Genomic DNA, 16,110 nt, shown 5'->3' on the forward strand with positions numbered 1-16,110 from the left:
AGGTCAAAGCCGAGCCGAGCGACCTGGCTTTCGCTCCTTGGGTCCGAACCTACTCGGCCGGCCGTCGGTGGTCGAACCCACCCACCACATTGCGGGATGCTCGCGGGCGGTGCGTGAGACGGCCGACAGGAGGAGGTCAGCCGGCCTCGGACACGTCGGGCAGCACGACCTTGCCGAGCGCGCCGGGATTCCAGCAGACCTCCCACCGGAAGCCGTCCGGGTCGGCGAAATAACCCGAATAGCCGCCCCACACCCGCTCTTCGGGCTGGGTCACCGCCGCACCGGCCGCGGCCGCCTCGGCGAGCACGGCATCCACGGCGGCCCGGTCGACCACGTTGTGCGCGAGGGTCACGGGCGGTATGCCGGACGCCGGCCGACCGCCGACCTCCTGGGCGAACGCGTCGACCTGCCAGAGCGACAGGACCAGGTGCTCGGCGACCTGGATCATGATGACCTCGTGGTCGTCCTCGAAGGTGGGCTGCCAGCCGAGCCCCTCGACGTAGAACGCGCGGGTCCGCGCGAGGTCGGCGACGGCCAGGGTGATGAACGAGACGCGGGGTTCCATCCGGTCAGTCAACCAGCGAGCGCCGACACGTGGCGGGTACGGAGGGGCACAGCGCACCCTGATCGAGTGTCGGGGGAGCGCAGCGGAGGAGGTGTATCGAGATCGGCTGACGGTCGAAACGGTCGCTGACGGCGCAGCAGCAGCGTCAACCGCTGGGTATGCCGTCAGCGGCGCGGAAGACCGTCTGTCGGCACGTGGTCTCGATACGGGCTCGGCTAGCGCCTCGCCCTACCCTTCGATACGCCGGCTCGTGCCTCGCCGGCTACTCAGGACGGAGCTCGACCGACGGGCTCGGCACAGCACGATGCCCAAGACATCGGCTGAGGGAATGGCGCCGACCAGCCATGAGTCGACACCTTCGGCCGGATTGTCGCGCTCGACCCACCAGCCGTCGCCGTCGGCGCGGGTGATCCGCTTGATGGCGAGGGGACGTGGGCCGTCCGGGCCGTCCGGCAGCCGCACGACGTGCACCCGTCCGATGCGCGGACGCACGCCATACAGGACGAGCAGCCGGTCGCCGTCGACGTAGGTCGGCTCCATCGACCGGCCGCGGACGACGGCGACACCGAGCTTCACTCGACTGCAGCCCCCGCTGCGGCGGGCGGCGCGTCCGGCACCACCTCACCGGTGGGCGTGAGGTGCTCGTGCTGCTCGGCCAGGATCCGGGAGAGGAACGACTTGGTCCGGTCGTGCCTGGGGCTGCGGATGACCTCGGAGGGCGGGCCCTCCTCCACGACGACCCCGCCGTCCATGAAGACGACGCGGTCGGCGACGTCCCGGGCGAACACGATCTCGTGGGTGACGACGACCATCGTCATACCGTCGTCGGCGAGCTCGCGCATCACCGAGAGCACCTCGCCGACCAGTTCGGGGTCGAGCGCGGAGGTCGGCTCGTCGAAGAGCATCAGCTTGGGCTTCATCGCCAGCGCCCGCGCGATCGCGACCCGCTGCTGCTGCCCGCCGGACAGCTGCGCGGGGTAGTGGTCGGCCCGCTCGGCGAGACCGACCCGGTCGAGCAGTTCGCGCGCCTCGGCGATCGCCTGTTTCTTGGACACGCCACCCACGTGCACCGGGCCCTCGATGACGTTCTCGAGCGCGGTCTTGTGCGGGAAGAGGTTGAACCGCTGGAAGACCATGCCGATCTGCCGCCGCTGCCGAGCGATCTGCTTGTCCGGCAACCGGTGCAGCGTGCCGCCGGAGTCGCGCAGGCCCAGCAGCTCGCCGTCGACATACAGCCGACCGCCGTTGAAGACTTCGAGCTGGTTGATGCACCGCAGGAAGGTGGTCTTGCCCGAGCCGGACGGCCCGAGCAGCACGACGACCTCGCCCTCGGCGACCTTCAGGTCGATGCCCTTGAGCACCTCGACGCCGTGAAAGTCCTTGTGCAGGTTGACCGCTTCGACGAGCGGTGTCGACGCGGATTCCGTAGCCGTGCTCACATTCCACCTCCGCCGCCGCGCAGGGACAGCATTCGTGACCGGAAACTCGGGCCGGACGCACCGGTGCGGACCCCGAAGCCGCGCCCGAAGTGCCGCTCCAGCATGGTCTGCCCGACCATCAGGATGGAACAGACGATGAGATACCAGATGACCGCGGCGACGAGCGCCGGCATGACCAGATACGTCGAGTTCGCAACGGCATTCGCCTGGAAGAACAGCTCAGTGGTGACCGGGACGGCAGAAAGCAGCGAGGTGTCCTTGACCATCGCGATCGTCTCGTTGCCGGTCGGCGGCACGATCACCCGCATCGCTTGCGGCAGGATGATGCGGCGCATTGCCTTGCCGCGGCTCATGCCGATCGCGCAGGCGGCCTCGTGCTGGCCGGTGTCGACGGAAAGCAGTCCAGCCCGGGCGATTTCGGCCATGTATGCCGCCTCGGACAACCCCAGACCGATGATGCCGACGAGGATGCCGCTGCTGACCGACTTCACGTCCAGCGTGTAGAAGTGCACGCCGGTGAACGGGAGGCCGAAGTCCAGTTTGGGGTAGAGGTAGAGCACGCCCACGCCGAGCACCACGAGCAACACGTAACGCGGCACCGCGCGGAAGAACCAGGTGAAGATGAACGCCACGAAGCGCAGCACCGGGTTGGTGGACAGGCGCATCACCGCGAGGATCACGCCGAACACGATGCCGAGGATCATCGCGCCGATGGTGCAGATGATCGTGCCCTTGACCAGGCCCTCCAGCACCGGGCGGTATTCCATTACCCGCCAGACGAAGTGCCAGTCCCACTTGGGGTTGGTGACGAAGGAGTTGATCATCATCGCCGCGAGGATGGCGATGATCACCACGCCGACCCACTGCCACGGGTGGGGGACGGGGCGGGCTTCGACCGCGCCGGGCCGCTCGGCGGCGGCCGGCTTCTCGGGGGCGGTTGTCGTCTCAGCCATCGCTGGGCACCGCCGGGTTCGCTGCGAACATCTCCACTGCTCCACTCTGCTGGCCCCACTTGGCCAGGATCTTCTGGTAGCTGCCGTTCGTCGCCATCGCCGCAAACGCCTGCGCGACGGCAGTGCCGAACTTGTCCTCACTCTTCGGCAAGACCATGCCGTATGGCGCCGAGCCGGTGATCGCGCCGACGGCTTGCAGCTTGGTGCCGGTCTTCTTCACGGCATACAAGGCGACGGGGGAGTCGGCCGCCATCGCGTCCACCTTGCCGGCGAGCAGGTCCGTGGTCACCTTCGACTGCAGGTCCTCGATGACGGCCTTCACCGGGTTGCTCTTGCAGATGCCCTGGTTGATCGCCTTGACTTCGTCCGCCTGGGTGGTGCCGGTCTGCACGCCGACCGAATGGCCGCACGGTTTGGCCGGGTCGACCTTCTTGGGGTTGCCCTTCTGGGTCACCCACTGGGTGCCGGCGGAGAAGTAGCTGACCATCGTCACCTGCTTGAGCCGCGCGGCAGTGATGGTGAACGACGAGGCGCCCATGTCGTATTTGCCGCCGACGATGCCCGGCAGGATGTTGTCGAACTTGGCGTTCTGGAACTTCGCCTTGAGACCCAGGCACTGCAGCGCGCCGCGGACCAGGTCGATGTCCATGCCGATGATCGTCTGACCGTCGGGGGCCAGGAACTCGTTGGGTTCGTATGACGCGTCCGACGCGACCGTGATCGTCGAGCCCGGCTTGACCCCGGAAGGAAGCGCACTCTGCAAGCCGGCCGACGAACAGCCGGTCGTGGCGGACTGCTGGTCGCTCGAGCCGAGTCCGAGTGACGTCGCGCCACACCCCGCGAGGAGTGAGGCGACCAGCCCGCCGGCGAGCACCATCGGCCCGCCGCGTGACCATGCCGACATGGTGAGTCCTTTCGAGGATGAGGGTGCCCGTGCACCGGCGGTGGCCGAGGCGCTGGGGGAGCGTAGCGGAGGAAGCGTATCGAGGCACCGCCGCTGCGCCTTGAGTGGTAATCCTCGCAGCGGGTTCCGACGCGGTGGCAGGCGGTATGACGCAAAACCGTCTCGCATGCGAGACGTGTGGGCGGTGGCCGAGTAAGCGCCGGAGGAGCGAAGCGGGGGAGGCGCATCGAGGTTCCGCGCGTAAGTCGCGACGGTCGCGGGTTGTGTGCGGGATGCGCGCCGGTGGCATGCGTAAGTCCCGACGGTCGCGGGTTGTGTGCAGGATCGGACGCGCGAGGTCCGGCCGGCTGATCGGGAATGGCCTCGCGTATAACTTCAGTACGACCGATCTCGGGAGGAGCCCGACCTCATGAATGCAGGACTGGTCCTGGTGGTCTGCACGGGCAATGTGTGCCGCTCGCCATACATCGAGCGACTGCTCGCGGCGCAGCTGGCCCAGTATGGCGTCGAGGTCGCGAGTGCCGGTACCCGCGCGCTGGTGGGGGAGCCGATGGACGAGGGGTCGCAGCGTTTGCTCGATCGTGTCGGACTCTCGGCAGACGGTTTCGTCGCCCGTCAGCTCACGCCCGAGATCGCGCAGTCGGCGGACCTGGTCCTCGCCGCAACCCGGGAGCACCGCAGCCGAGTGGTGCGTATGGCGCCACGGGCGTTGCGGCGTACCCATGCGATCGCCGACTTCGCGGATCTGGTCGCCGGTGCCCAGTTCGCACCGTCCGAGGGATCGCTGGTGGCGCAGCTGGCGGCGGACGGTGCGGCGCGACGGGGTGAGGTGCAGGTGCGCGAGCCGGCGGACGCTGACATCGTGGACCCCTTCCGCCGCAGTAGCGAGGTCTTCGAGCAGATGGCGGCGCAGGTGGCGCAGGTGCTGCCGCCGATCGTCGAGGCGGCGCGCCGGCTCGCGGCTGCTCAATGAGTCAGTAGGGCGGCGTCAGGTCGGGGAACATGGGGAAATGCTTGATGTTCTTCGTGATCAGCCGTGCGTCGAGGGCGATGGTGGTAGCCGCGACGGCCAGGTCCGCTGAGTCGATGCCGCGGTTTCTTCGAAGCCATGTCCGGCCGAGCTCACCCGAGACTTCTGCGATGGATCGGTCCAATGGATGCCAGCTGAAGACATTCAGCAATGCGAGGGTGGCCGTCTCCTCCCCTGAGCGCATGCCGGCTAGTACTTCCAGTCGAACCACTTCGCTGGCGTGCAGTGGGCCTTCCGCTCGGGAGTCGTAGAGCACCTCCGCCGCCGCGGCTTCACCGCGCAGCACGTCGATCAAGATGGACGTGTCAACGACAACGGTCATTGCGCCGACGCGTCGTGGAGTCGACCACCCGAGCGAACCTGCTCGACATAGGCCGCTCCATCCACATCGCGCCCTCGCCACGCGCCGAGTGCTGCCTGGATCGCCAGGCGATCTTCGATGGCATTCTGCTGTGTGCCATATGCAGCGTTGACGGCATCTCGGATCAGAGAAGAGATCGATCGACCCGTCCGTGCCGCTTCAGCGTCCAGCAGCCGCCGCTCTTCCGCGGTCAGCGAGATCTGGGTGCGCAACATGATGTAACCTTACATCACGAGGTTGTCCCGAGTGACCGTTCATGCCGAGAGCGGCGGACAGGCTGCCGGGTCGGCGACCCAGGCGATGAGAAGTTGCAGACGGTCTGAAAGAGGCCGCCGCGCTCACGATCTCGCGTCGTAGTGGGCCAGCACTCGATCGGCAGACAGGGCTGTCGAGTAGACGGCGGCGCCGCTCAGATCGCCGATGAATCCTGCGCTGGTCGGTGCCGACGGCCAGTCACTGCTGAACGAGTTCATGCCGATCCGCCAGTAGCCGCCGGCGTTCTGTGCACGGGTGACCGAGGGGTCGGTGGCGAACAAACTGCCGTCGACGTACAGCTTCATCCCGTCGCTGGAGAGGCTCGCCGTGGCGAGGTGCCACCCGCCGTCGTTGAAGCCGTACGTGGTCGCGACGGTCTGCACTCCGGACGATGGCGTATAGATGCCGAACACCACTCGTCCGGACGGGGCCAGGTAGAGCTGACGGTCGTATTGGCTCGAGGAGCCGGTCGGCGTGGACGCGTAGCCGAGCAGCGATCCACCGTGGTAGTCCGTCGAGCGGAACCAGACCTCTTCGGTGAATGTCCTCGGTCCGGGTGGCGATATCTGGCTGGAGGTCGAGATCATGCCGGACCCGTCGAGCGTGGTGGCTCGGGCAGTGGTCCTGCAGGGTCCCGGGTTGTCATGCGATACGCCGTTGCTGCTGTAGGTGCCGTTTCGGTTGTTGCCGGACGCGTCGGCCGCGGTCGTCCCGGATTGCTCGTCGAGGGGGTAGTAGAAGTCCGGATTGTCGGCCAGTGCGGCGGTGGCGCAGCTCGCGAAGACGGACGCGGCGGACCACGTATTGCCCGGAGCGGCGGTGGCAGTCTGGAACGGCGCGGCCAGCGCGGGAGCGCCGGTGGCGACACCGGCACCGATCAGCGCTGCGGTGCTCAGCCCGATGATCGCGACTCGGCCCAAGCGCCCGGTGAACGCTGCCTTGCGAATGCCGGAGGGAGGCGGTGCTACGGCTCCGCTGGCAGCCGCGGCGCGAAGCTGAGGAGCGCCGCCTGCGGCGCGGCTCGGGCGCTGCGCCGAATCGCCGTCGACATCCTCGTCGTCCTCGTCGCGCCAGGCGCATGCCCCCGCCAACAGGAGCACGAGCGCAGCGGCACCGCCGAGGAGGTGACCTCGCTGGCCGGTCTGCGCCCAGTATGCCGGCGAGCCGATCAGCGGCACTCGCAGCGAGCCGACGCCTTGCACGGCGCTGCGCCGTACGGGCGTCGAATCGTCGGCCGCATTGGCGTCACCCCGCAGGATGAATGTTCCGTCGGGGCGAATCTTGGCCAGCCGGTGCAGCCGGAGCCGGCCGGCGTGGTCGGGGTCATTGACCAGCAGCACCTGACCGGGGCGCACCTGCTGCACGCGGATCGGGCGTGACGCGACGACGTCTCCGGGCCGCAGAACCGGTTCCATCGAACCACTCATGACCACGGTGACGTGCCAGCCCAGCGCCACCGGGATCACCGACCACACCAGCAGGCTGACCAGCAATGCCAGGATTCCGCGGCAGACCGCCGCGACGAGCATCGCGCTGCGCCCCGCGCGCCAGCGTTGTCGCCCAGTGACCAACGTGACCATGACCCTTCGTGGTGTTCAGTGCGGACCGTCCGACTCGCTGAGCCGTCGCATCGGGCGCGACGGCTCAGCGAGCAACGGGCATCAGGAGTTCTGGGCTTCCCAGGTCAGGCCGAGAGACGCGGTGCCGCCCTGCGCGGTGTTCGGCGTCGTGGGACTGAGCGTGTAGGTCACCTGGAACACGCGGGTCTCCGAGCCGCTGCCGGTCGGCTTCCAATCGCCCAGTCCCGTCGCGTAATTCGTTGCCGACGCGCCGAGATTGGCCAGCGTTCCGCTGTAGACGGACGAGCCGGTGGTGAGCGGCTTGAAGTTGGTGCACGAGCCGAAGCCACCGCCGGTGCCCTGGGTGATCGTGAGGTTGATCGAGCTCGCCAGCCCGTTGGTCGTGTTGGGGTTGGTGCCGTAGAGCTTCACCGCGGACGCCACCGAGCCGGTCGAGGTCACGGCGATGCAGTTGGTTCCGGTGGATCCGGGCGTCAGGCCACTAGCGTTGAACATCGCACTGGACGAGTCGTCATCGGACAGCGCGACGGTGCCTGCGCTCCAGTTGCTGGACGGGTTGGCCGTCTGCGCCGAGAACGCCGAGTATGACGCGTGCCAGACCAGGGCGCCCGAGGCGACGAGGCCGCCGGCGAGGGCTGCAGCGGTGAGCAGTCGGGTGTTGCGGCGGTGGGTATGAGTAGAAGAAGACATGGGTGATCGCCTTTGGTGGAAGGAAGGACGCCGTGACCTCTCAGTGCACGACGGCACGCGGATCGACTCCCCCTGCTGGGCTCCGACCGCGTCGCGCGAACGTAAGGTCCGCGTCAACAAAAGGTAAAGTAATAGTAAATGCTGCGCCTGTCAAACAGTTCGTGGATCGAATTTTTGAACGTTCATCTACCGGTCCGTCCGACTCGCTGCGCCGCACCTGGAGCGCAGCGCAGCCGGTGCGGTGCCGTCACAGAGAGGCGACGTCATGAGCAATCAGACCGATGCAAACGTGCGTGCTCTCCGTTCGCTCGTCCTCGCCTCCGACCGGTTCCTGCAGGCGGTGGCGGCCGCGCTCGGCGTCGGCCCGTCGGACGCGATGGCGATGGCTCACCTGCGGTCGGCGGGTCCGCAGAACGCCCGAGAGCTCGCCAACCGGATGGGCCTCACTCCGTCGACGGTGACCGCGTTGCTCGGCCGGCTCGAAGCGGCCGGCCTCGCGCGCCGCGACCCGCACCGGACGGACCGGCGGCAGGTTGTCGTGTCGCTGACCGAGGAGGGCAACGCACGACTGAACCGGTCCCAGCAGTGGCTGGCCGAGGTGCTGGGACACATGGAGACCGAGCCAGCGGAGACCGAGCGCGTGCTGGTCGCGCTGCGGGGGGCGCTGAATGCGCAGGCCAAGCTCATTCGCGAGCGCAGCGACGACGCCTGAGGGGTCAGCGAAGGCTGTCGACGAACTCGCGGCGTACGTCGTATGACGGGAGCAGATTGCCGTTATGCGTCGCGCCGACGCAGCACGAGCAGGCCGGCGATGATCGCCGCGAGTGCCCAGAGCGCGAAAACACCTATCCCGGCCCATGATCCGAGAGTGTGCGGATCGTGCACCGTGCCGAGGATCTGGGTGCCCGCGTTCATCGGGAGATACTGGTTGACGTGGATCGCCCAGGAGCTGGGCAGCGCTTCACCGAGCAGCGGAAGCACCAGCAGCAGCCCGAAGAGTGTGGCAATCGCGCCCCCCGTGCTGCGGATGGCGAAGCCGCACCCGACGCCGAGCAGCGCCACGAGCGTCAGGTAGATGCCGCCGCCGATGATCGCCTCGACCGCACCGTGTGCGCCCAGCCCTACGCCGTACCCCCGCGAGTTCAGCCCGGCCTGGCCGACCAGGAAGGCGAAGAAGCAGCCGATCGTGCACAACACCAGGCAGAAGACGGCCTCGACGACACACTTGGCGACCACGACCGGCCAGCGGTGCGGCACCGCGGCGAGGGAGGAGCGGATCATCCCCGTGGCGTATTCGCCGGTGACGAAGAGCACCCCGAGCACGCCGATCGGCAGCTGCGCCAGCATCAAGCCGCGCAGGCTCACGCGGATCGGGTCCGGCACCCCGAGGACACCGTGCGGGCCGCCGTCCGCGTGGGTGGCACGTAGATAGCTGAACAGCGCGCCGAGCCCGATCGCGATGACGAGCGCGGCCGTGGTCGCGAACCACGAGGATCGGAGGGAGCGGAATTTGATCCACTCGCTGCGCACGACGCGGGGCAGACTGACGCTACCTACTTTCGCGAATTCGCTTGTATAGGCGGGGCTTTCGGCCGCGTTGGTCGTCGCGCTCATCGCGTTGCTCCCTCGTGGTGGCCGTATTCGACCGAGTCCTGGGTGATCTGCATGAAGACCTCTTCGAGAGTCGCCTGGCGTGGCGTGAGCTCGGTCAGGGCAATGCCTCGATCAGCGGCGACGCGGCCTATCGCGTCGCTCGAGAGGCCGTGCACGACAATCGAGTCCGTACCGGCTTCAGAGACCTCGATGTCGGGCCCGGCGAGGTGGTCGCGGAGCTCGGCGAGTCGCTCGGCGCGGACCAGGACGCTGCCGCCGGAGCCGCGGCTGGTCAGCTCCGCAACGCTCGTGTCGGCGATCAGCCGGCCCTGGCCGATGACAATGAGATGCGTGGCCATCAGGGCCATCTCGCTCATCAGGTGGGACGACACGAAGACCGTCCGGCCTTCTGCCGCAAGGGACTTCAGCAGGTTGCGGATCCAGAGGATGCCCTCAGGGTCAAGTCCGTTGACCGGCTCGTCGAGGATGAGCGTCTCGGGGTCACCGAGGAGCGCGGACGCGATGCCGAGCCGCTGGCCCATGCCCAGGGAGAAGCCGCCGGCGCGGCGCCGGGCGACGGACGTCAGCCCGACCAGCTCGAGCACCTCGTCGACGCGCCGGCTCGGAATGCCGTTGGAGGCAGCGAGAGCGAGCAGGTGGTTGCGGGCCGAGCGACCGGTGTGGACCGCCTTGGCCTCGAGCAGCGCACCGACCTCGCAGAGCGGGGCGCGATGGTCGACATACGGGACGCCGTTGATCGTCGCCTGCCCCGAGGTCGGTCGGTCCAGACCGAGCAGCATACGCATCGTGGTGGATTTCCCGGCGCCGTTCGGGCCCAGGAAGCCAGTCACCACACCGGGTTTCACCGTGAAGCTGAGGTCGTTGACGGCGGTGCGTTCGCCATACGTCTTGGTCAGGTGGGCGGCATCGATCATGTGCTGGCTCTCGGAAGGCGTGCCGACACGGCAAGGTGCGGATGAGGCCGATCGGCGACATCCCGCCAGACGGTAAACCCACGCTCTGAAAGCACGCTGGCGGCCCGCTGTGCGGTCGGTGGACATCGGCGGCCCTTCAGCAGCTGGTTCTGAAGCGTCTCTTCCCGGCGGTCGACCGGTGCAGGGAGGCCGCCGTCGGCCGTGCGGCTGCGGGAGAGCCGTGGATTAAACCACACGAGCATAGGAGCTAGTCCGTCAAATGCCGATTTTTTCCGGCGGGCGGGGGATGATAACAGAGATCGTCCTGACGTGGGTCGTCGGTGGAAGAGTGCTCCGACATCCTGACCAAACACTGAAGGTCTCGTTACTTGAGCCACGGTGTTTGGGCCACAATCTGGGGAGGGACCATGACTCTGGACGCGGAAGCGACGGATTTTGCGCAGCCCGTTCTTCCGCCGACCGACGCGACGGATCGCTGGGAGTCGGCGCCCGAGGACTCAGCTGCGGCGGAGCAAACAGAGCAACGCAGTCCCGACTGGACGACGCCGTACCTGCTGTCCGCGGTGCCGGCGGATGCCCTGTCGGCGCTGCTGAGCGGCGTGATCGCAGTCCTGGTATCGGGCGTCATACCACTGCGCGACCCGGTTCCATGGCCTTACGTGGTCATTGTGGCAACGGGCCCCATCGCCTGGGTCGCAATGGTCGCGGCCTGTCATGGCTATGAGCGTCGCTTTCTCGGGGTCGGCGCGGAAGAGTACCGCTCAATGGTGTCCGCCGCTGTCCGCTTAGTGGCGCTCTCGGCTTTCGTGTCCTACGCCATCTACACCAACCGACCGTTCCTCTCCCGCTGGTTCGTGATCATCTACTTTCCATTGCTGCTGAGCAGCTCACTCCTGGGTCGGTTCGTGATGCGGAAGCAATTGCATCGCGCACGCTGGCACGGCCGGGCATGTAATCGGGCGGTTGTCGTCGGCCGCGACCAAGCGGTGCTGAGCATGGTCACCGACCTACAACGTGAGCCGGTTCACGGCCTCCTACCAGTCGCCATCTGCACGTCACCGACTCTGTCGCAGGCGGGAGATGTCCGGCGTGACGGAACGGTTCACGACGCAGTAGAGGTCGCCCGACGTCGGGGCGCCGACGTCGTCGTAGTTGCAAGTCCATCGGATCTCGACGGGATCGAATTGCGGCGCCTTTCCTGGGAACTGGACGATCTCGGCATTGAACTCATCGTGTCTCCAGGGGTCGTCGAGGTGACCGGCCCACGGATGTCCATCCGTCCGGCGGCCAATCTGTCGCTTTTGCACATCGAGCGGCCGGCGCTGCACGGTCTCAACGCGCTGAGCAAGACCGTGTTCGATCGGCTCGTGGGGGGACTGCTCCTGATGTTGCTCGCGCCGCTGTTTCTCCTCCTCAGCCTGTTGATCAAGCTCGGGGACGGCGGGGAGGTCTTCTTCCGCCAGCGGCGCGTCGGCGTCGACGGCCGGGACTTCACGATGTTCAAGTTCCGGTCGATGGTGCCGGATGCCGAGGCTCGTCTCGCGCAGCTCCGTACCGCAGCCGATGATGGCAACGGCGTGCTGTTCAAGCTGCGGGATGATCCGCGGATCACCCGCATCGGTCGGATCCTTCGTCGCTACTCGCTCGATGAGTTGCCCCAGTTGATCAATGTGCTTCGGGGCGACATGTCAATCGTCGGTCCCCGTCCGCCCCTGCGGAGTGAAGTCGAGGGATACGCTTCCGACGCCATACGGCGGTTGCGGGTCAAGCCCGGGCTGACCGGGCTGTGGCAGGTCAGCGGGCGCAGCAATCTGTCGTGGGACGAGACGGTGCGGCTCGACCTGCGGTACGTCGACAACTGGTCGATGGCCCTCGACCTCCAGATTCTCTGGCGAACCACCCGCGCGGTGTTTCGCGGGACCGGCGCTTACTGACCCGCGAGCTGCCGGTGGCACGTGGCCGCGCACGGGCAGAATCATGGAGAGTCAGGCTCAGCCCTGGGGAGTGGTGTACGAAGGGACCGATCCTTCATTTGTGCTCCGGTAGGGCCGTTTCGACCCTTGGGGATAGGAACCGATGATGCAGAGACACTTCGTCCGGCAGACGGCAGCGGCAACCTTGGGAGTGCTCGCCTTGGCGGCGTGCTCAGGGGGCAGCCCCACCGGGCCGAACTCGTCATCGGCGCCTTCGTCGCAGAGCAGCTCCGCCAAACCCGCGGTGTCGGGCAGCGAGCCGCTCGGAGCCTTGCTGAACCAGAACCTGTTCCACCAGTCTGCGTCATACCTGCCATCCCTCTCAGGCGGCAGTACGTACTTCGAGGTCGTCTGGTGCAACGTCGAAAAGTCGCCGAACGTGTACACCTGGCGTCGCACCGACCGGGCGATCGAACAGGCCCGTCAGGCTGGCATCACCACGTTGATCAAGTTGCGGACCGGCCGCTGTTGGACGACCGGCGGTTCGGCCACGCATGCGCGGGGCGTCGGCAAGACAGAGTCGGCAATGCCGAAGGACATGTCGGCGTACGAGCGTTTCGTCACGACCGTCGTCAAGCGCTACCAGACCCAGGGCGTGACCGAGTACGCCGTCGAGAACGAGACGAACTCGAACGGCTTCTGGGACGGGTCCCCGCAGCAGTACGCCACGCTGGTGCGCGCGGCGGCGAAGGCGATTCGGGCGGCTGACCCGGCGGCTCGAGTCGTGGATTCCGGCATCAGCAGTGTCGCCCTCGGCTATTCAGTCGTGCAGTCTCTGCTCGACTCCGGCGACGACAAGGGCGCGCTCAGCTACTACAACGCCTACTACGCCCGGCGGTTCGGCACCCGTGGCGACCAGATCTCCAAGGCGGCCAGTGTGTCAGCCCTGAAATCAATTCTTCAGCAGCCGGTTCCAGCCCGCGACCTGGCGTTCTTTGCGGAAGCAGACTCCTTGGCGCGGGAGCACGTCGTCGACGTGCGTCAAGTCCACTTCTACGAGGATCCCAGCGTCCTGCCGCGGCTGCTCACTTTCCTGCGGTCTCGGACGCCATCGGACGTTCCGCTCGAGATGTGGGAGCTCGGGTTGTATCAGCGCAACTCGAACCAGAGCGCGGAGCAGCGCGCTACTGAGGTCGTGCAGTCCACCGCATACGCTCTGGCCGGCGGAGCGAAGAAGGTGCTGTGGCTGCCGCTCATCGCCCAGGCGGGCGGACGCATCACCAGCAATCAGCTGTTTGCATTGCTCACCCCCACGGGCGGCTCTACGCCATCGGCCGCCGCATTTGCCTCGATGGCGAGCGCAGCCCGCGGCGCAAAGGTAGTCCCGATCACCCACGATGGGATCGTCGGAGTCGGGTTCGACAAGGGCTCTCGCAGCACAGTGTTCGTCTGGTCAGCCGGCACCACGCGCTCAGTTCGGGCAGCTGGGAACGCCCATGTAGTGGCTATCGGCGGCGCCCCGGCGCCTTCGACGTCGAGCGGCATCGTCTCTGTGGGCACGACGCCGGTCGAGTTGCAGCTATCGACGACGACAGCCCACTTCGTCAGTTCGCTGGGTTGATCCAGTCCGGAAGGTTGCGCCCGCCGCGGATGTAGTATCCAGCGCTGCGCAGCACCGGGAGCGTGAGCAGCGTCACGGCCATCTTGTGTGAGCGGGACATCGCACGCTGCCACTCGGTGTCGACGCTCAACCGGACTGCCCCAGCACGGAGTCGGTCGGGGTTGCCAGCAACCGAGTGCGTGGGATTCAGTCGAATCATCCCGTCCTCCGCCAGCCCACTCGGCACCTCCAGCCCGAGCTCGGCGGCCAGTTTTCGCAATGTCGCCGCTGGCTGGCCGGCGAAGTCCTCGTAGCGCACCACGTGGCGGCGGCCCTTCGGCCACCACAGCTGAATGAGAGCGTTCCACAGCAGCCAGTCCAGCGCACTGTGCCAGATCGCCAGCCGCGGCATTTGCTCGTCGTCATTTGCGTCGCTCGTGGCCTTGAGCCGGCGCCACGAGTAGGACGTCGCCCGAGGGTCGCGGACCAAGTGGATGACGTGCAGCTCCACGCCGGGCAGCCGTTCCACGAGTGCCGCGTACGACGGCAGCTTGGAGGAGTCGACCACAAACCGCACTTCGGGCGTGTTCGCGAGCTCGGCGTACAGGCGCTGGATGTGAGCGTCGTCCCGATGTGGCGGGATGGCTGTACGACCGCACAGCCGACGCGCCAGCTGCTGGGGAAGCCGCCGCGCTCGAAGGCGGTCGTCGAGCCGCGAGGCCAGTGCCGCCGGGTCGACGCGTGGGACCCGGCCGAGCACGCGGGCGGTCACATCAGTCCACGCCGGGCACTGATCGAACGGGAGCCCACAGCCACACAGATGGTTGCGGGCCATTCCGCGGCCCCACGTGTAACGCACCTCACCGACGCCGAGCGCGCCGGGTAGCTGGGCCAGCGCATTGCTCAAAATAGTAGAGCCACTGCGTCCCGTGCCGGCCACGAAGATCACCCGTACGGGCTGGCTCACGGGTCTCATGCTGCGATCCCCATTGCGCGCTCATACGCCTGGCCGACCAGATCCAAGTGCACCCGTGCGTCGTGGTTTGCCACCACCCGCATCCTCGCGGCCGCACCGAGTCGTGCCGCGAGGTCCGGGTCGCCGGCCAGCATCTCCATGCCGCGGGCGAGGGCGTCTGGGTCGTCAGGCGGAACGATGAGCCCCTGCTGTCCGTTCTCGACGAGTTCGGGCATCCCACCGAGATTGGTCGCGATGACCGGCACGCTGGCCGCGAACGACTCGAGGATCGACATCGGTTGGTTCTCGTGCCAGCGTGACGGCACGATTGTGGCTCGCGAACCGGCGACCACATCGGCAACCTCGGCTCGGGTCAACCGGCCCAGAAAACGCACCCGCTGCGGCGCAATCTCGGCCGCGAGGCGTTCAAGTCGCGAACGCTCCGGGCCGTCGCCGGCGATCAGCACAGGCGCATCGATCGTCATCAACGCAGCGGCACGAATCAGGACGTCCACGCCCTTCTCCGGCGAGAGTCGGCCGGCAAAGGCGAATCCATTACCGGGCCCAGTGCGCTGCTGAGCCGTCGCGTGATCGGCGAAGTTGGGCAGCACGGTCAGTCTCGACGGAGCGATCCCTGCCTGTGTCATCACCCCTTGGAGGAAGCGACTTGGGCACAGAAAGGACGAGATCGACCCGTACGCGTGTGTCCGCCGATGAATGGTCGATTCCACTGACAGCACCGCGCTCGCCGCCAGGGAGCCGCCCTTGCATCGCTGCAGTGCCGCGTGCCAGGTGGAGCCGCTCACGCACCGGTCACATAATCCGCCGTGGTCGAGCAGCTGGTAGTTCGGACACGCGAGCTTGTAGTCGTGAAGCGTCATGACGCTGGGCACGCCGGCGGCGGCGATCGGCCGCAGAATCGAGGGTGACAGCTGGTGGTAGATGTTGTGCAAGTGGACGACATCCGGCCGGAAGTCCTTGAGCGCACGCTCCATTCCACGCGCACTGGCCGCGGACCAGACCATCCGTCCCGCTGCTGAGACCCCGCGCAGTCCGCTGGGGGCCGGCTCGAGCTCCACGAAGGGAGCAAACGCGTCCCGCAGGGCCAGTCCGGTGTCGTTGTCGGTATGAGCCATGCCCCAGAGTTCGACCGAGTGGCCGGCATCGCGCTGCAGGCCGGCCAGGTCAAGCATGTAGCTCTCGGCCCCACCCCGCCGATAGAGGTACTTGTTGACATGCAAAATGCGCACAGGTCGTTCACTCCTTCGCTCGACACGCTCGACGGCCGATGCAAAGAAAGAGAGACGTCACAAGGGTCGCGTGCTATCGCAGTTCGC

At 67.2% G+C, this 16,110-nt stretch carries 17 protein-coding genes; 4 read left to right on the plus strand and 13 right to left on the minus strand.

Features of this window, described 5'->3' with window-relative positions:
- Window positions 1–136 precede the first annotated feature (136 nt).
- The 5 genes from ACN8HC_RS17295 to ACN8HC_RS17315 form a co-directional block, all read right to left on the minus strand.
- Window positions 137–565: a VOC family protein gene (locus ACN8HC_RS17295; protein ID WP_490076086.1), complete on the minus strand. Its 429-nt coding sequence runs from the start codon at window positions 563–565 to the stop codon at window positions 137–139.
- 228 nt (window positions 566–793) lie between these two features.
- Window positions 794–1,141 (minus strand): S24 family peptidase, encoded by a 348-nt coding sequence (locus ACN8HC_RS17300; protein ID WP_490076087.1) that lies wholly within the window; start codon window positions 1,139–1,141, stop codon window positions 794–796.
- Window positions 1,138–2,004 (minus strand): amino acid ABC transporter ATP-binding protein, encoded by an 867-nt coding sequence (locus ACN8HC_RS17305; RefSeq protein ID WP_490076088.1) that lies wholly within the window; start codon window positions 2,002–2,004, stop codon window positions 1,138–1,140. The genes ACN8HC_RS17300 and ACN8HC_RS17305 overlap by 4 nt, the downstream gene beginning before the upstream one ends.
- On the minus strand, window positions 2,001–2,957 hold the full coding sequence (locus ACN8HC_RS17310; RefSeq protein ID WP_490076089.1) for an amino acid ABC transporter permease: 957 nt from the start codon (window positions 2,955–2,957) through the stop codon (window positions 2,001–2,003). The genes ACN8HC_RS17305 and ACN8HC_RS17310 overlap by 4 nt, the downstream gene beginning before the upstream one ends.
- Complete coding sequence (locus ACN8HC_RS17315) at window positions 2,950–3,861, minus strand: ABC transporter substrate-binding protein (protein WP_490076090.1); 912 nt, start codon at window positions 3,859–3,861, stop codon at window positions 2,950–2,952. Before ACN8HC_RS17315 ends, ACN8HC_RS17310 begins: the two co-directional genes overlap by 8 nt.
- 409 nt (window positions 3,862–4,270) lie before the next feature.
- On the opposite strand from ACN8HC_RS17315, the gene ACN8HC_RS17320 reads away from it, so the two are divergent.
- The gene (locus tag ACN8HC_RS17320) at window positions 4,271–4,834 is read left to right on the plus strand and encodes an arsenate reductase/protein-tyrosine-phosphatase family protein (protein ID WP_490076091.1); all 564 of its coding nucleotides are present in this window, start codon (window positions 4,271–4,273) and stop codon (window positions 4,832–4,834) included.
- A gap of 1 nt (window position 4,835) precedes the next feature.
- Here ACN8HC_RS17320 and ACN8HC_RS17325 read toward each other — a convergent pair whose 3' ends face one another.
- From ACN8HC_RS17325 to ACN8HC_RS17340, 4 genes are all read right to left on the minus strand, one after another.
- Window positions 4,836–5,213 (minus strand): type II toxin-antitoxin system VapC family toxin, encoded by a 378-nt coding sequence (locus ACN8HC_RS17325; RefSeq protein ID WP_490076092.1) that lies wholly within the window; start codon window positions 5,211–5,213, stop codon window positions 4,836–4,838.
- Window positions 5,210–5,467: a ribbon-helix-helix domain-containing protein gene (locus ACN8HC_RS17330; RefSeq protein WP_490076093.1), complete on the minus strand. Its 258-nt coding sequence runs from the start codon at window positions 5,465–5,467 to the stop codon at window positions 5,210–5,212. Before ACN8HC_RS17330 ends, ACN8HC_RS17325 begins: the two co-directional genes overlap by 4 nt.
- A gap of 123 nt (window positions 5,468–5,590) precedes the next feature.
- Window positions 5,591–7,087 (minus strand): signal peptidase I, encoded by a 1,497-nt coding sequence (locus tag ACN8HC_RS17335; protein WP_490076094.1) that lies wholly within the window; start codon window positions 7,085–7,087, stop codon window positions 5,591–5,593.
- A gap of 81 nt (window positions 7,088–7,168) precedes the next feature.
- Complete coding sequence (locus ACN8HC_RS17340; RefSeq protein WP_490076095.1) at window positions 7,169–7,777, minus strand: hypothetical protein; 609 nt, start codon at window positions 7,775–7,777, stop codon at window positions 7,169–7,171.
- Between the two features lie 265 nt (window positions 7,778–8,042).
- Here ACN8HC_RS17340 and ACN8HC_RS17345 point away from each other — a divergent pair, with 265 nt between their 5' ends.
- Entirely contained in the window at window positions 8,043–8,489 is a 447-nt protein-coding gene (locus ACN8HC_RS17345) for a MarR family winged helix-turn-helix transcriptional regulator (protein WP_490076096.1), read from the plus strand.
- A 62-nt stretch (window positions 8,490–8,551) separates the two neighbouring features.
- Here the strand turns inward: ACN8HC_RS17345 and ACN8HC_RS17350 are convergent, their stop codons facing one another.
- Window positions 8,552–9,391 (minus strand): hypothetical protein, encoded by an 840-nt coding sequence (locus ACN8HC_RS17350; RefSeq protein WP_490076097.1) that lies wholly within the window; start codon window positions 9,389–9,391, stop codon window positions 8,552–8,554.
- On the minus strand, window positions 9,388–10,305 hold the full coding sequence (locus tag ACN8HC_RS17355; protein WP_490076098.1) for an ABC transporter ATP-binding protein: 918 nt from the start codon (window positions 10,303–10,305) through the stop codon (window positions 9,388–9,390). Before ACN8HC_RS17355 ends, ACN8HC_RS17350 begins: the two co-directional genes overlap by 4 nt.
- 407 nt (window positions 10,306–10,712) lie before the next feature.
- Between ACN8HC_RS17355 and ACN8HC_RS17360 the strand changes: the two genes are divergently transcribed.
- Window positions 10,713–12,239 (plus strand): sugar transferase, encoded by a 1,527-nt coding sequence (locus ACN8HC_RS17360; RefSeq protein ID WP_490076099.1) that lies wholly within the window; start codon window positions 10,713–10,715, stop codon window positions 12,237–12,239.
- A gap of 145 nt (window positions 12,240–12,384) precedes the next feature.
- Complete coding sequence (locus tag ACN8HC_RS17365; RefSeq protein WP_490076100.1) at window positions 12,385–13,839, plus strand: hypothetical protein; 1,455 nt, start codon at window positions 12,385–12,387, stop codon at window positions 13,837–13,839.
- On the opposite strand, the gene ACN8HC_RS17370 is transcribed toward ACN8HC_RS17365, so the two are convergent.
- Together ACN8HC_RS17370 and ACN8HC_RS17375 are read right to left on the minus strand one after the other, a co-directional pair.
- Window positions 13,823–14,785, minus strand: a complete 963-nt coding sequence (locus ACN8HC_RS17370; RefSeq protein ID WP_490076101.1) for a sulfotransferase — start codon at window positions 14,783–14,785, stop codon at window positions 13,823–13,825. The two genes, ACN8HC_RS17365 and ACN8HC_RS17370, sit on opposite strands and share 17 nt — an antisense overlap.
- 5 nt (window positions 14,786–14,790) lie before the next feature.
- Window positions 14,791–16,023: a glycosyltransferase gene (locus ACN8HC_RS17375; RefSeq protein ID WP_490076102.1), complete on the minus strand. Its 1,233-nt coding sequence runs from the start codon at window positions 16,021–16,023 to the stop codon at window positions 14,791–14,793.
- Between the last annotated feature and the right edge of the window lie 87 nt (window positions 16,024–16,110).

Source organism: Flexivirga sp. YIM B11880, from assembly GCF_058148645.1.